The 15609-nt window shown below is 42.2% G+C and carries 18 protein-coding genes and 1 tRNA gene; 8 read left to right on the top strand and 11 right to left on the bottom strand.

What is annotated here, in order from left to right:
- Window positions 1-76: 76 nt before the first annotated feature.
- Window positions 77-475 (bottom strand): PEGA domain-containing protein, encoded by a 399-nt coding sequence (locus H6626_03105; protein USN48091.1) that lies wholly within the window; start codon window positions 473-475, stop codon window positions 77-79.
- Window positions 476-593: 118 nt separating this feature from the next.
- On the opposite strand from H6626_03105, the gene H6626_03100 reads away from it, so the two are divergent.
- A complete protein-coding gene (locus H6626_03100; protein USN48090.1) occupies window positions 594-887 on the top strand; it encodes a helix-turn-helix transcriptional regulator in 294 nt (97 codons plus the stop codon).
- A gap of 242 nt (window positions 888-1129) precedes the next feature.
- Entirely contained in the window at window positions 1130-1312 is a 183-nt protein-coding gene (locus H6626_03095; protein ID USN48089.1) for a hypothetical protein, read from the top strand.
- On the opposite strand, the gene H6626_03090 is transcribed toward H6626_03095, so the two are convergent.
- Genes H6626_03090 through H6626_03070 form a run of 5 tightly spaced genes read right to left on the bottom strand, consistent with a single transcriptional unit; the run spans window position 1309 to window position 4522 of the window.
- Window positions 1309-1824, bottom strand: coding sequence for a hypothetical protein (locus tag H6626_03090; GenBank protein USN48088.1), 516 nt, complete (start codon window positions 1822-1824; stop codon window positions 1309-1311). The two genes, H6626_03095 and H6626_03090, sit on opposite strands and share 4 nt — an antisense overlap.
- The gene (locus H6626_03085; protein USN48087.1) at window positions 1824-2060 is read right to left on the bottom strand and encodes a hypothetical protein; all 237 of its coding nucleotides are present in this window, start codon (window positions 2058-2060) and stop codon (window positions 1824-1826) included. The genes H6626_03090 and H6626_03085 overlap by 1 nt, the downstream gene beginning before the upstream one ends.
- A gap of 20 nt (window positions 2061-2080) precedes the next feature.
- A complete protein-coding gene (locus tag H6626_03080) occupies window positions 2081-2971 on the bottom strand; it encodes a hypothetical protein (protein ID USN48086.1) in 891 nt (296 codons plus the stop codon).
- Window positions 2955-4235: a hypothetical protein gene (locus H6626_03075; GenBank protein ID USN48085.1), complete on the bottom strand. Its 1281-nt coding sequence runs from the start codon at window positions 4233-4235 to the stop codon at window positions 2955-2957. The genes H6626_03080 and H6626_03075 overlap by 17 nt, the downstream gene beginning before the upstream one ends.
- Window positions 4235-4522: a hypothetical protein gene (locus H6626_03070; protein USN48084.1), complete on the bottom strand. Its 288-nt coding sequence runs from the start codon at window positions 4520-4522 to the stop codon at window positions 4235-4237. Before H6626_03070 ends, H6626_03075 begins: the two co-directional genes overlap by 1 nt.
- A 370-nt stretch (window positions 4523-4892) precedes the next feature.
- Between H6626_03070 and H6626_03065 the strand changes: the two genes are divergently transcribed.
- From H6626_03065 to H6626_03055, 3 genes are all read left to right on the top strand, one after another.
- The gene (locus tag H6626_03065; GenBank protein ID USN48083.1) at window positions 4893-5687 is read left to right on the top strand and encodes a hypothetical protein; all 795 of its coding nucleotides are present in this window, start codon (window positions 4893-4895) and stop codon (window positions 5685-5687) included.
- 122 nt (window positions 5688-5809) lie between these two features.
- The gene (locus H6626_03060) at window positions 5810-6004 is read left to right on the top strand and encodes a hypothetical protein (protein USN48082.1); all 195 of its coding nucleotides are present in this window, start codon (window positions 5810-5812) and stop codon (window positions 6002-6004) included.
- 70 nt (window positions 6005-6074) lie between these two features.
- Window positions 6075-7658 (top strand): recombinase family protein, encoded by a 1584-nt coding sequence (locus H6626_03055; protein USN48081.1) that lies wholly within the window; start codon window positions 6075-6077, stop codon window positions 7656-7658.
- Here H6626_03055 and H6626_03050 read toward each other — a convergent pair.
- Window positions 7620-7708, bottom strand: a tRNA-Leu gene (locus tag H6626_03050). The genes H6626_03055 and H6626_03050 overlap by 39 nt on opposite strands.
- A 138-nt stretch (window positions 7709-7846) precedes the next feature.
- Between H6626_03050 and H6626_03045 the strand changes: the two genes are divergently transcribed.
- Entirely contained in the window at window positions 7847-8908 is a 1062-nt protein-coding gene (locus H6626_03045) for a guanosine monophosphate reductase (GenBank protein ID USN48940.1), read from the top strand.
- Between the two features lie 344 nt (window positions 8909-9252).
- On the top strand, window positions 9253-10065 hold the full coding sequence (locus H6626_03040; GenBank protein ID USN48080.1) for a glutamate racemase: 813 nt from the start codon (window positions 9253-9255) through the stop codon (window positions 10063-10065).
- A 21-nt stretch (window positions 10066-10086) separates the two neighbouring features.
- Here the strand turns inward: H6626_03040 and H6626_03035 are convergent, their stop codons facing one another.
- From H6626_03035 to H6626_03020, 4 genes are read right to left on the bottom strand one after another with little or no spacing between them, the layout of a single operon-like run.
- Window positions 10087-11901 (bottom strand): response regulator, encoded by a 1815-nt coding sequence (locus tag H6626_03035; GenBank protein ID USN48079.1) that lies wholly within the window; start codon window positions 11899-11901, stop codon window positions 10087-10089.
- The gene (locus tag H6626_03030) at window positions 11898-12476 is read right to left on the bottom strand and encodes a DUF502 domain-containing protein (protein USN48078.1); all 579 of its coding nucleotides are present in this window, start codon (window positions 12474-12476) and stop codon (window positions 11898-11900) included. The genes H6626_03035 and H6626_03030 overlap by 4 nt, the downstream gene beginning before the upstream one ends.
- Before the next feature lie 2 nt (window positions 12477-12478).
- Complete coding sequence (gene lysA / locus H6626_03025) at window positions 12479-13681, bottom strand: diaminopimelate decarboxylase (GenBank protein USN48077.1); 1203 nt, start codon at window positions 13679-13681, stop codon at window positions 12479-12481.
- Window positions 13682-13692: 11 nt separating this feature from the next.
- Window positions 13693-14910 carry an aspartate kinase gene (locus H6626_03020; GenBank protein USN48076.1) on the bottom strand — a complete coding sequence of 406 codons (1218 nt, stop codon included), beginning with the start codon at window positions 14908-14910 and terminating at the stop codon, window positions 13693-13695.
- Between the two features lie 29 nt (window positions 14911-14939).
- Here H6626_03020 and H6626_03015 point away from each other — a divergent pair, with 29 nt between their 5' ends.
- Window positions 14940-15596: a succinylglutamate desuccinylase/aspartoacylase family protein gene (locus H6626_03015; protein ID USN48075.1), complete on the top strand. Its 657-nt coding sequence runs from the start codon at window positions 14940-14942 to the stop codon at window positions 15594-15596.
- The last annotated feature ends 13 nt before the right edge of the window (window positions 15597-15609 follow it).

Genomic DNA, 15609 nt, shown 5'->3' with positions numbered 1-15609 from the left:
CCATCAGCAATTTCACCCATAAGATGATGATAATTTAATAGGAAAAAGGAATAGTAGCCAGAAGCACAGTCCTGATTTAGTTTCCCGCTTTTTCAGCCTGTGCCTTGTCTAAATCAATCTGCAAGGTCGCCGGGGCATATTTATACATCGCACCTGTGGATAGGTCTGTCGTTGATCCAAGCACACCGCCAATAATGATATTTCCCCAAAAAATTGATTCAATTTCAGTGTTTAGTGTAATTGTTTTTGTTTCATAGCCATCTTTTTGCAGGGTTACTGTTGTTGATTTTCCTCTTTTAAGAGGGCCATTATAGGGGGTTGTTCCTATGGTTGCACCATTAACAATAACATTAGCCCCTTTTACATTTGAATTAATAGAGACAGTTTGACTTGTACCTCCAACAATTGAGGCACAGCCAGCCAAGAATAGTCCTAAACACACTATTGATACGATCCCTAAAATACGAGTTTTCATTATTAACCCCTCCAGTTGTTAATCTTGCGGTGCAAGCCAGAATATTAATTATTCTTTTTAATAAAGTGTAACTATTCATTGTTTATAAGCAAGAGGAAAAAACTCTTACTTAGAGTGAGTGTCACTTAAAGTAATACAAAATCAAAATAGTCTGGTGGGAAAAACATCAAGACTGGACAAAATACCAGTAAAACATAGAAAAAGTATTGAGGCTCAACTAAGGAATATCTCTTTTTTGGTTCAAAATCGCCGAAAAGAAATGGGACTCACTCAGGAAGAATTAGCCGAAAAATTGGACATATCTGTATTAACCCTACAATCCATAGAGCAAGGGTGGCGGTTCCCAAGTCTGCCAACTTTGTTTTATCTCTGTAAAATAATGGGTATTTCAATAGTTTTTAATTTTGATTAATTAAGTTCATTATTAATATTCCTTTTGCCATTTGATCCTTTCTATAAGGCCTTCAGCCTCGTTGTTAGATTATTCGTTTATCAAAACCACCGCCAGCAATAGCCGTCATCGGTTCCGCCACTCATAGGCTTTTTAATATTAATTTCTCGGCTTCGGCTCTTATTGTTCTCAACACCATTTGGGTTTCAGGTTTCTACGAAAACCCCAAAATGGGTTGGAACTAAAAACGAAAGGAAGTTTTTATGGCAAAAGTAAAAGAACAAAAACAAACAGAAATTAAGAAAGGCTTGGCCTTCGTGCCCTTCTACAAAGTGAGAAAAACAAAGAATGGTAGTAGCCTTTTAGTTTATCTCAATGCAGGATCTTGCATTGGTATTAATATTAAATACCTTCTTAAAGTTCTTGAAGGTCAGGGCGAGGGTTAATCCTCGCCTTTTTTTCTTCCCAGAATGTATTGATTTTTTTCGTGGCAATAAATCTTTTTATTAAAAGTTGTGCCGTCAATTTCTACACCATTGCAGAATAACCGCCCATCTTTGCAGTGATATACCTCACAGTGGCTTGGGTTCTCTAATCCTTGCGGAATAAGAAAGACAAGCATAACAAAACCATCGGCCAAAAGGTTTAATAAGTTGGTGGCCGTTTGATCGTAGATATAACCACCGCCACAATCCAATTTATTAAAAATAGGATTTTTAATAAAATTATTAATTCCCTGTGGTGGTGTGATGAGTGTTTCGTCGTTTTCTTGCAATTCGGCTTTTAGCCAGAGTAAAAATGATGAGTTTAACTCTTCAATAATCCCCAGAAGACCAAAAAAATTAAAAAAGGCTTTCGGGCAACAACCCACCATTTCTTTAAACTCGGTGGATTTTAAAATATAGCCCACGGGGAAATCTTTAACCTCGTCCAGTTCGGTAATTCTAACGGCTTTCATTAGACAACCTCACCCAGATTTTTTAATAATAAAGACTGCTCATTAAAAACCTCTTTTAAGGCTTCTTTCACTTCAGGTTTTTTAAGTGCTTCAGTTTCTTGTGTCGCTCGTTCAGTTTTAGGGTAATGGGTTTGCCATTTCTTGCCCCAGTCCATTTTTTTAATTTCTTGATTTAGATGGGCCATTGAAGTTTCGGCCAATTTTTCAAGACTTCTTAAAACATTATCGTTTCCCATATATCACTCCTTGTCTATTTTTAAATGGAAGCCGAAAAATCAAAAAGTTTAGAAAATAGCAAACTTTCAACAGATTTTTTATTTTTGATTTTTAATAATTGAACAGTCTTACCGAACTTTATTAATTCCGTTTTGACGGCTTCAAAAAGTTGATCGGTATTAAAATCATTTAAAGAAACACTACGAGAGCGAAAAAGACGAAGTTCAACCCGAAATAATTGGCGGTTTGGATTTATTAAAATCTCCCGATATACTTCGGGGTAAAGGCTTAATTTCTCTGCGGTGGCCTGTTCCGCAACCTCCAACTTCTTATTATAAATCGCAAGTTCCCACCCTTTATTAAAAACTTTGATTTCTTTAATCTTATGATCTCGCTTGCCGTCAGGTAGTCGCTTATTCTCGTGAATAACTCGGTATGAATAGCCTTTTGATATGCCTGTAAAAAATCGGGTGTAGCCAATTTTCTCGCTTAATATTTTAACCAGATCAAAATTAGTTTCATAATCGCAAGTGGCATCAAATCTCGTAATTTGATAAAAATATAATGGCCTTTCGGTTTTAGGTGCATCTTTCTTACGGTTTCTTTTGGCTTTGGGCTTTACTTCGTTTTCGTGTAGAAAATTAATAATCGCATTAACCTTGGATCTTCCGTACTTCATCAAATGGGCCGAACGAAGTTGAATTAATATTTCTTTCGGGTTGCTTTGAATATACTCTGATCCATTATTAACAAACTTTTTAGAACCGCCCATCACCACAAAGTTTTTACCTAAAAGAATATCTAAAACCCCATAAAAGAGTTTATCCGTAGGCTCTGGGCTTTCCCCATAAAAGGCTATAACACTACGGGGACGAGTGATCGTGATATGGATCGTATCAAGGCCACAGAAAACCCTATTTAGAACCGCCATCTTTTGCCCCCTGTGATTGAGTAGGAATAGGGGCTAAAAATCTACGGGTGCCGATTTCATCACGAATGACGAACTTGCCACGAGTTAAAGAATTATCATTAAGGCTTGTGTCCCCAATAAGTTGAATGGATTGCTGTGCATTGGTTTGACCGAGTACTAAAATATTAAAATTAATAAAATCTGGGAAATCATAATCTCCCTTGTTAGGTGATTGACTACTGGCCACTAATATTAGGCCTGTATTTCTACATTGCTCCGCAAAGAAATTAATAAGATGGCCAAACTCCTGAATTAAATCATATTTTTCTTTTCGGGCTAATTCGTCGTCAGTAGGATTTTTAGAAAGTTTCGGTACTTCTTTGCCAGATCCAAAGTAAGCCTTCATTTCGTCTAATATTAAAAATAATTTTTTAGGCACTGGAAAATTAATTTTTCCGTTCCTAATTTCGTCCCAAGTTCGGGGACTGATCTTATTGGCTTTCAAATAGGCAAGGGTCGCTTCAATTTCCGCTTTATGCCCCTTTAAACGGCCTACCAGTTCCCGAAGTTCATCAAGTTGGAAGGGTTGATAATAAGAGCCGTTAAACTGCTCAATGACCCCAATAAAGTCCGTCCCTTTATTGTCGGCAATTATTAATTCATATTCGTCTGTTCGGTTGTTTTCCCGTAGTGTTTCAAAAAAAGAAATTATTAACGAAATGATGAGCCAACTTTTGCCACTTCCTTTCGGGGCTAAAATTAATAATGTATTTTCAAAGTGTTCTATGGCCTCCAAGATCACAGGTTTTAATAAGGCATCAATTCCTAAAAATAATTGTCCCACTTTTAATTTAGGCCGATCGCTGATTAAAAACTTTTTCGGGAAGGCTTCACAGTGAAGAATGATTTTAGGCTGTGAAGAAAACCACTGCTTTTCAAAGGTGATCAATTCAATTTTAATATTAAAAAGGGTTTCAAGGTTTCCCCGTAGGGCTTCAAAGTTTTTTAAGCCATAGGCCCTGTTATATCTTGCAAAGATTAATTTATTCCCTCGCCAGTAGATTTTAATTTTTGAACTGATCCGCCGTTCTTTTAATCCCGTTTTTTCGTTTCTAACTTCTTTGGTTTCGTCTTGATAAAACCCAAGGGCCTTTAAATCTTTTAGGTGGTACTTTCTGGCTTTATAGATTTTTAAGAAAATATAAAGCAGGGTTGCCCCTACCACTCCTGAAAGAGTGATAAAGGCTTCCTTGTTTTTTAATAATTCAAGCAAGAGGGGTTTCATTATTTTTTCCCTCCTGCAAGTTCGGCTTTACGGATAATTCTGTAATAGGTTTGAACCCGTGCCCCTCCCTGACCGTTAATATTAAAAACTTCTACTTCTAATAATTGAGGCTCTGGGCTTGGATCTACTTTAATGGCCGATTTTGTTTTAATAAAATCTGGCACCACTAAATCGCCAATTCTTTTCGTGGTTTCTACCACCACGATAAAATTAAGCCCCTTGGCTAAATCCTTTGGCTCGTTATTCGCTGAACACGAATGTACCTTTGTTAGAATGAATGTTTGCATTTTTACCTTCCTTTGCCTTTCGGCGGTTTTTATTAATCGTGATTTTTGACCATCAAAAATCATCGCTAAAAATAAATGGAAGATTAAAAATGTACTTTCCCGAAGGTGTTTAGATCCGCATACAGGGTATTAATGTCTGCCCTTATAGAATACTGGCAGACACCGAAGACTTCGCCTTCGCTCTACGGCTTCGGCTTGCTTCGGTTTCTGCAATTAAACTAAAAATTAATAAAAAAATGCTGTATTAAAAATTATTTTTTCACTTTTTTGGGTATAAAAAAAGATGGTGAATACATATAGTTAGACTGTTTATTAAAAATTATTAATTAAAAAAACTTGTCCAAAATGAGTTGATGTAATAAATATCAACATGAAGAAGACAAGTAAAAACCAAACCCCAAAATCCAAATCTCTCAACCCTAAATCAAAGAAACCAAAAGGTCTAAAAACCGTTGGGTGGAAAGATCCAAAGTATCCTGGATTTTATTTCTTTAAACACGAAAGAAAACTCCGTTGGCTGGATACTAACACCCTATATACTGTTTGTTTTAATGTAGCCATCTCATCAGGAATGGTAAACCCAGATAAAGTCCCTGAATTTGCTAATTGGGCTTGTGAGTCCGCTATTAAAAAAATCAATAATGGCAATACTAAAAACGGTCATCTTAACGATGCTTCTTTCCTTTTGAATGATTGGCTACAACTTGAAAAAGGCCACAAAAACCCAAATAGCAATAGAGCCTTACAATTTAAAAAAACGGTTTCTTACGATAACACCATTAATAATGATGGTGATACTTTCCGTGATCTAATTCCTGATACTCAAAGTTTAGACCCAGAACAGGAACTTTTATTAAAAGAAAAATTAATAAATACTTTTATTGAACTGAAATTAGAAAGTGTTGAAAAGAAAAAAATAATAGAACTCAAAAGACACCCGAAAAGGGTCATTGAAAGAGAAAACCGTGTTTATCAATTTCTTTTAAGTAAAACAGAAAGTTATTGCTCTGGAATTTATAATCAAAAATTTTTAGCCCAAGAGTGTGGGATGGAATTGGGTGAATTTAAAACCACTATTGAAAAATTAGTGGAAAAGGCAAGGGTATGCCTTGTTGGCGACATTTTCTTTTTGCCTGATGAATTTGTCACGGACGAAATTGCTTAATTTTTCCCACCAAGAAAACGGATTTTTTTGGTGGGAACCAAGGACGGATAATGCTTTTTAATTAGTAATTAATAACGGGCTCTGGGATTGCCTTACGAAATCCCTGATTAGTGGTGGTAAAAATGAAACCCAATACAGACGGCACGGCCAAGCCTGATTTAATTAAAGAGAGCCAAGAGACTGAACAGGTCAAAATCAAAACACGAACCTTTAAAAATCGTGATGGCACAACCACCACTTTAACCGAAAGTGAGTTTGCCGAAGTTATTGAAATATACAGAGATTTGATAAAATTAAGGGACAAAAAAACCGCCTAAATGGACGGTTTAGAACCCGAAATAACTACACAAATAAACGAATAAATATTAAAAATAGAAAGGATTTTTTATGGAAACAATCAATTATAAAAATAAAAATGCCGTAGCAATTTTACGGGTTAGTAGCGGTCGTCAAAAAGATGGGATTTCTCACGAAGTCCAAGAAACGAAATGCCGTGAATATTGCGAAGAAAAGGGTTTTAAACTTATTAAAGTTTTCGTGATCACGGAAAGTGCCAAACGAAGCGAAAGCCGAAAGCAATATCACGAAGCAATGGCCTTTATTAAAAAACAAAAGCACGGCAATGTTTTGTTTTATATGCAAGATCGTGAGGCCCGAAATCTTAAAGATGTGGCTGAAAATGAAGAATGTGTTTTAGATGGACTTTTTAATATTCATTATGTGAGTGATAGAAAAATCATTCATCAAGATAGTCCCGATGCTGATTTTTTAACCCGTGATTTTAATGCGGTAATGGCACGGCACTATTCACGAAACTTAACAACAAGAGTGAGTGAGGCAATGACCGCCAAGGCTGAAACTGGTTGGTGGCCAAATAGCCGTCCCCCATTGGGTTATATTTGCCAAAAGGCTATTGATCCACTTACAGGAAGAGTTAAAAATCGTGGCGGAACCATTGCCGTTGATCCAAATATTAATAATAGAAAAATTGTTCTTCGTGAGTATGAGTTAAGATCCAAAGGCCTTTCTTATGAAAAAATCAGGGAAACAATTTTAGAAGAAGGACTAATTACAGGAAAAAAAGCCATTCAATATCGTAAAAACACCATTGAAAGAAGGCTTAATAATCCGTTTTATCGTGGCAAGTTTTTATGGAATGAAAAACTTTATGACGGGAACCACGAGATTTTTATACCAAAAGAGTGGCTTAAAAAAGTTGATGAATTAAGTGGTCAATGGGGATTTACGAAACGGCATTTTGATAGTGAATACACCGTGCTTACTGACGGTTGGTTAAAATGCTCTTGCGGTTGCCGTGTTATTTATGACCCAAAAGAGAAAAAAATTAAAAGCACGGGTGAAACTAAAACTTATCATTATTACCGTTGCACCAATGGAAAAAGAGAACACGAAAAGTTAGTTAATATTAAAAATGAAAATATTTGGGCACAGTTTGAACCTATGCTTGAAAAAATTAATATTAGCGATGATTTTGCTGAAGCCATTGCCGATGCTCTTAATGCCACTGAAAAGAAGGCTCACAGAGCCACAGAAGCCCAAATAGCCGAGTTCAAAGCCAGAGAGCAAGAACTACAAGGGCACGAAGATAAACTCTTTGATTTGCGATTACAGGGCAATGTAGGGCAAGCGGATTTTGAGAAACAATTAGCCCGTATTCGTTCAAACCGTGAAGGCCTAACTGACCAATTAGAAACTCTGCAAAAGGGTTTAACTTCTGCCGTAATGGAAACGGCTAAAACTGTTTTAGAACTGGGTAAGTCGGCAAAATCACTATGGAAAGATGGTGCCCCTGAAGAAAGACGAAATCTGTTAGATAAACTACTTTCTAACCCGATTTTAGATGGGCTAAATATTCAATTTAACTTGAAAAAGCCTTTTGCTGTATTGGTTGAAATGAAAGAAAATGATAAATGGTGCCCGAGGCCAGACTTGAACTGGCACGTCCGGTAAGGGACCCAGGATTTTAAGTCCTGTGCGTCTACCAATTTCGCCACTCGGGCATCGAGGGCTTTCTCATCTTAAACGAACTGTAACCCATCGCCCGAACCAGAGATTCTGTCAATCTCTGCGGGGAGTTAACTTGCCATTTCCATTCTTTTGGAATAGGGTGTCGAAGTTTGTCCTACAATCCTTTTTCCATGGAGTCCCTGGTGGAACTAACTTTTAGCTGGCAAGACATTAAGTCCCGTGGCCGTGGCCTTACTTTTGACGACGTTCTCATTGTCCCTGCAAAATCTGATGTGCGCTCACGCCGACAGCCCCAACTCACCTCGCAGATCACTAAAAAACGCACTCTCGACTTACCCTTTGTGAGCGCCAACATGGACACCGTGACCGAAGCTGAAATGGCCAAAGGCATGGCTCGCCTCGGTGGCCTTGGCATTTTACACCGCTTCTTACCTATCGAAGAACAAGCTGAGCAGGTGCGACAGGTGGTGGCCTCAGGAGCACCCTTTGTGGCTGCCTCCATTGGAGTCAATCAAGACTTTAAAGAACGCGCCAAAGCCGTGATTGAAGCCGGCGCCGAAGTGATCACCATTGATATTGCCCACGGTCATTCGGTGGCCATGATGGAAACTATGAAATGGCTCAAAGACACATTCTCACAAATAGAAATCATTGCCGGCAATGTGGCCACTCCCCAAGGGGTTATTGACCTTGCCGAGGCTGGTGCCGACGCAGTGAAAGTGGGCATTGGCCCGGGCTCCATGTGCACAACCCGAGTGATCACGGGCTGCGGGGTGCCTCAACTCACAGCCATTGCCACATGCGCAGAAGCCGCTCGGCAATCTGGCGTGCCGATCATCGCTGACGGCGGCATTAAGGCTTCTGGCGATGTGATGAAAGCTTTGGCTGCGGGCGCTGACGTTGTCATGCTTGGCTCGCTCCTGTCTGGCACCATTGAAACTCCAGGACCCATTCGAAAAGGCATGAAACAGTACCGAGGCATGGCCTCTAAGGCGGCGCAAGTATCATGGCGTGGTGAGGTGCCCGAAGGCATGGCTCCAGAAGGCGAAGCCACCTTTGTCCCAATTAAGGGTCATGTGGATGATGTGGTAAATGAACTCGCCGGCGGCCTTCGTAGTGGTATGAGCTATGTGAATGCACTTTCCATAGAAGAAATTCGCGAGAAATCTCAGTTCATGGAGATGACCGCGATGGGCGGAATGGAGTCTCACGCTCACGGACTAAGGTCCTGATCTTTCAGACGTTCTTCTCAGGTGATCTAAGCATTTCAACAGCTTAACTTTCGTCTGCGTATCTAGCTCGGATGACCCCTCATTTTGTTTTTGACCACTCCCTATCTCTCCTCTTAGTCTATTTACGAGGGGCGCTGCTGTAAATTGAGCTCAACAAACAAAGTTGGTTACCTTGAGGGTCGGGCTTCAAATCTGCAGACTGTGTGCGTTTAAGAGCACGTAGCCATAGTTAGTTTTGTTCTGCGAAGGAATTGCAGAATTTTACTTGTCGGGGCCGGTTGTCAGGATGAGAGCCGGTTTTTTTATTGCCTTTCGCTAAGTAATTCTGCAATCCTTCCTCAACTATGTTACCTGATGGCTTAAAACCGATTGGCGTTTTCGACTCTGGCGTGGGCGGACTCACCGTCTTAAAAGAGTTAGTCCTCGCGTTTCCTCATGAGAACTTTATTTATCTGGGCGACACCGCAAGACTCCCCTACGGCAACAAATCAGCAAGCACGATTTTTAAATACCTCATGCAAAATATTGATTTTTTACTTCGGCAAAATGTGAAAGCTGTGGTGGTAGCCTGCAACTCGGCCTCCAGCGCTCTGCTCTCGATAGATCACAACGACCTCCCCGTCCCCATTTACAATGTCATCGAACCCGGAGCCGCTCTGGCCCTTTCCCTTTCTGCAACCAAACGCATCGGAGTGATTGGTACAGCATCCACCGTATATCAAGAGTCTTACTTGCGAACATTGCGCAATCTCGACCCCGAGACCCAAGTCTTTCAACAGGCCTGCCCCTTATTGGTGCCGCTGATTGAAGAAGGATGGCTTGATGACCCGCTCACCAATTTAGTGGTCCACCGATATTTGCAACCCCTTATGGCACACGACATTGATACGCTCATTATGGGTTGCACCCACTATCCGCTGCTTAAAAAATCCATACAAAAAACCACAGGTCCCAATGTGCACCTTGTCCATGCGGCAGAGGCTATTGCACAAAGTATTTTTCAAGATATGACTTCGCAACGACTTATGCGCTCACCTCAATCAAACGACGGACAAGTTCATCTACTAACCACCGATTCCCATCGCCGTTTCACACAAGTGGCCAGCCGGATTATGGCACCACTCCCCATTGGTCAAATTGAACACGTGGATATTTAAAAACCACTATCTTATTTTTGATCACTGATGCAAGCGGCCCACTTCTTCGCGCCCTGCTAAAGTGCTTTTGTATTTTTCAAGGGCCGATTGCACCATGGTCAACTGAACAGGCTTGCTCAAATAGGCATCCATACCTGCTTGCAAACACTGCTCTTCATCACCCTTCATGGCGTTGGCTGTTAAGGCCACGATGTAGGGCTGCCTATCCTTTGGCACCTCTTCACGAACCTTCCGAGTGGCCGTGTAACCATCCATCACAGGCACTTGAATATCCATAAATACCACATCATAGTGATTTTTCTTAATGGTCTCCAAAGCCTCTTGACCATTTTGCGCCAATTGATAGGTGATACCTAGTCTTTCAAAAAAGTGTTTCATCAACACCTGGTTCATCGCATTGTCTTCCACCAGTAGCACTGACAATTCAGGAAAGGTGGCCCGCTCGGCCTTTGCTCGATTTGGCGACTTCTCCACCTCTGGCACCACCAGCGACGAAACGACCTCCGCTTCCACAATTTGCATGGGCAATTCAAAACAAAATTTTGTACCTACGCCAAACGTGCTCTCTACATGAATCTGCCCCCCCATAAGGTCGACTAAGTTCTTGCAGATACTCAAACCTAATCCAGTCCCCCCGTAAATTCGGGTGGTTGAACCATCTAACTGTTCAAAGGGCTTAAAAAGCCTTTCAATATTTTGTTTTAAAATGCCTCGGCCAGTATCCTCCACCACAAATCGAACAACAAGGCTGTCACGCACTTCGTTTACCGGCACAACATAAAGCTTAACGTGCCCATTGGCCGTAAACTTAAAAGCATTGTCCAACAAATTTATTAAAACCTGCCTTAAACGCACGGGATCCGTCATCACAACGGCGGGTAACCCACTGCCGTAATCAACAAAATACTCAACCTGCCCCTTAAACCCCCAACGCCTTTTAACAATGCCTGAGACCTCTTCAACTAGGTGCTTCAAACTGGTTTTGCCGGGAGATATTTTTAACTCACCCGCCTCAATTTTAGAAAAATCAAGAATATCGTTAATGATAGTCAATAGACTCTCGCCGGCAGATTTTAATTCATTCACCATCTGCCGTTTTTGATCACTGATGACCATTTCAGAAAGCAGGTCAGCCGTACCTAAAATACTATTCAGCGGTGTTCGAATTTCATGGCTCATATTGGCCACAAACTGAGACTTCATCTTCGATGCCTGCAGCGCCTGATCCCGCGCCCTCTCTAAAGACTTATTTTGCTCATTAATAGTTTTATTATTCGTAAGCCCCTCTATCACCTCTTTATTCACCACACGGGATTGCAAAACCAACCAAGCAAAATAAATCCAACTCATTATCGCATAAGCGGAGCTCACATGATCGCCGAACGTCAAAATCAACAATGGAGGCACACAAAGAACAACAAGCTGAATGAGCAACACGCTCAACACGGGCGCCAGACTCGCCAACGACCCTCCGGCAATTCCGGCTGTGGCAAAAAAGAGGAGCAAAGCGCCCTCGTTCATCCCCTTGACAATCACGGTTTCGGCGACAAACACACCCCAGAGGCCACTAGAAACAAATATCAAAGAATAGTACCCAAATCGAACAGACCGCAAATTGGCCTTACTTCGTAGCGAGGGCAAAACACCCATGGCCATCCGAGACAACCCTGAGAGCAACAGAGCCAGCCCTAAAAAAACTTCGCCGCTCGTGACACCCTCAAGTCCCCCCGTGTAGTAAATTGCCACACAAAACAAAATAAAATACACGATGGCACTGGATCGCGACCGATTGAGAAGCTCTGTATAAAGATCAACAACTGAGGGTTTTACTTTCATTTCTTTCCGGGCATCCAACCCGTAAGGGCTGAACGCATGGCCTGCTCCACTTTCATATTTAGAGGAGTGGTCCATGCACGTGGAACAAATAAAGTGTAGCCACCAATTTGGTAACTCATAGGCAAGTACACCGCCACTCGATCTAATTTATTCATACCTTCTGGCATTGTATCTAAATTATCTCGAGTGATAAACCCCACCAGCTGTATGTCTAGGTTCGGTATAGAAACTGAAACGACCTGGTGAGAGGAATTCTCCGATTTCGGACCAAAGTACTCTGTTAAGTCCTTCACTGCCAAATAAATACTCTTCACGATCGGAACACTTAAAATAGGCCGCTCGATGGCCTGATACATGGACTGCGCAAGCGGAGAGCCCATCAGAAATCCAAGAAACAAAATCAAACCCAAACCCAGCACCAAGCCCATGCCCGGCACGTAGTTGGCTTGGCCAAAGGCCACAACTAGGAGGTTGCGCACAATGTGTTCTGCCCAATCAAAAAATAAAAACAAAAAATAAATAGAAACCGTAATCGGCAAAAGGGTGAATATTCCCCTTAAAAACATTTTACCCATAATTAATCTCCAACAAACACCGCTTCGGGCCGCCTATGTGAATTGTAATCAGAAACCATCACGGCACCATACGCACCCGCATCCATAATGCCCAACCAGTCTCCTTGACTGAGACTCGGAAGCATCCGCTCTCGCCCCAGCACATCGGCGGATTCACAAATGGGCCCCACCACATCGTAAAGCTCAGCGCTCCCCTCTGGACGAGCCTTTACAGGTACAATTCTATGATGAGCTTCATAGAGGGCTGGTCTCATCAAGTGATGCATGCCCGTATTGAGAATGGCAAAAGTTTTAAAGGGAGTTTTTTTAATATACTGAACTTCACCAAGTAAAACACCAAATCGCGCCACTAAAGATCGACCGGGCTCAAACACCACTTCACAACCAACGGGATCTAAAACCTCACGAATTTTTTTTAAGTATTCTTGAATGAAGGTCTCATCCGCCTCTAGATCTTCACTTTCATAGTCTATGCCAATGCCGCCACCCACATCAAATGACAAAAGATTAAAGCCTCTGCGCCGAAGCACTTCGAAATCAATCAATGTTTTTTCTACCGCTTCCACCATGGGCTTCACCGAACGAATCTGGGATCCAATGTGAATGGTCAAACCTCGAAGCTCTAAATGCCTGCTATTAGCCGCCAAAATCCGCTCAAGTTCAGGTAAGAAACTGCGGTCCATGCCGAACTTGTTTTCTCTAAACCCTGTTTTTATATAGGGGTGGGTTTCGGCATCCACGTCAGGGTTCATGCGAAAGGCTACGGACACTTTCTTGCCTAAATGGCTTGCCACAAAAGCCACTCGCTCTAACTCTTGAGGGCATTCGATATTTATTTGCCCCACCCCTTCACTGATGGCTAAAGTAATTTCCTCAGAAGTTTTCCCAACTCCTGAAAATACAATATCAGCTGGCGAAAATCCGGCGGCCAAGCATTTACTAAACTCCCCACCAGACACCACGTCCACCCCAAAACCAGCATCAACAAATTCTTTAAGTATGCGCGGATGGTCGTTGGCTTTCACAGCATAATGCACATGACCCTTCTTGCCCACCTGATCTTTGTAAACACTCATTCGGTGGCGCAATCCCACAAGATCGTACAGATAAATGGGGTCAGTTAAGCCTTCAACAATCTCGGCAACCGAGTAAACCTTGTGGTCCTGCTTGCATTTGAGTTCATTATCAGACCAATAAAAGCCCAAGCGCCATCCCCTTATGCATCCAACCCAAATTCGGTGTGCAATGAATTAGCTACCTTTTGCAGATCATTCAGTGGCACCACCGCACTGATTTTAATATCAGATGTGGTGACCAGCTGGGGTTCGATGTTCAATTGATTTAAGGTGTTAAAAAAACGGGCCGCCACACCGGGGTGGTTCTTCATACCCACGCCCACAGTGGAAATTTTTGCCATTTTCTCCATGACCACAATTTCTGATCCCTCACCTAAAACCTGTTTTACAATATCGAGGGTGAGTAAAATGTCTTCTTCGGGAACAGAAAACGCTAGACGCTGACCTTCTTCATTTTGACTCTGGGTAATGATATCGACAATCAACCCTTTTTCAGCAAGTTTTGAGAACAGTTCAGCTAAAAACTTCACCCCGTGGGGCACTGGAAATATCTTTAACACGGCTGTATTGGCATCGTGTGTGACCGACGACACCACTGGATCTTCCATACCTTCCTCCTCTGATTCCACCCATGTGCCCTCACGAGGCTCAAAGGTGGAGCGCACATGAATTCTCACATTAAATTTGGCTGCTAACTCCACACATCGAAAGTGCAATACTTTTGATCCCAATGAAGCCATCTCCATCATTTCATCAAAGCTCAGCCGCTTGATCTCTTTGGCTTTGGGCACAAGCCGGGGGTCGGCAGTGAAAATGGCTGGGACATCCGTATAGATTTCACATATCGATGACCCAATGGCAGCGGCCAATGCCACAGCCGTTGTATCAGACCCACCGCGCCCCAGAGTTGTGATATAGTCTCCAGAAGCCACTCCTTGAAAGCCGGCCACCACAGGAACAACGCCCCGTGCCACCAACCCCAAAAGCTTTTCGCTATCCACACTTTGGATTTTTGCCTTAGAAAAAATAGAATCTGTCTGAATCCCTAACTGATGCGCGAGAAGCGGCTTAGCCTCCACTCCCCGTTTATTAAGAGCCATGGCCAAAAGAGCAATAGACACCTGCTCACCCGATGCCAGCAGCATATCATAGGCTGGACCACGATAGTGGGGGTTTATTTCGTTAGCCAGACGCACAAGCCTGTTGGTCTCTCCCGACATGGCTGAGGCCACAAGAATGGGCTTTTGACCTTTTTCAATGTCTCCCACCACGCGGTCGGCAACAGCTTCAATGCGCTCCAAAGAACCCACAGAGGTTCCACCGAACTTCTTGACCACAATTTCTTCTTGGGTTTTCATAGCGACGACATTACACGACGGAGTCAGCAGTGAAAAGTTTTATATTTGGTCAAACAAGCCTCGGCCTCCCCATTGTGGGACATCGATTTGGCAGCAGTGGCCCCAAAGTCCTTATCCTTGGCGGTGTACACGGTGATGAAAGTGAAGGTGTCATTGCCTCAGGTGGACTTGTGAATATGTTTTATTCTTCTTTCACCTATCGCCTACAACTCACCCTGATCCCCATGTTTAACACCGATGGTGTCATACGGTGCCGTCGCAAAAATGCTCAAGGGGTGGATTTGAATCGAAATTTGCCCACCAATGATTGGACAAGTGAAGTGGCTGAAGAAAAATACTTTCCAGGCCTGAGTGCCAACTCAGAGCCCGAAAACCAGGCCCTGGTGAACTGGCTTGATAAACACAAACCCCAGCTGATCATAAGCCTGCATTCATGGAAGCCCCTTCTCAACACCAATGGCAACTGCCAACCAGAGGCCGAAATTATCTCTAAACGCACAGGCTATGAAATCAAAGATTCTATTGGCTATCCCACGCCGGGGTGTCTCGGAACCTACTGCGGACTTGAACGCGATATGCCCACGTTAACCTATGAAATTCAGCGAGAGCTCCCGGCAAAAGAAATTTTAAAAATCCACGTACCCGCTATTGCTGAAGCCCTTAAAACCACTGAAGATCGTTTTTAAATAAAAGGAAATA

It is taken from the genome of Pseudobdellovibrionaceae bacterium (assembly GCA_023898385.1).
Taxonomy (GTDB): Bacteria; Bdellovibrionota; Bdellovibrionia; order Bdellovibrionales; family UBA1609.
This window is presented reverse-complemented; position numbering and strand designations above follow the sequence as displayed.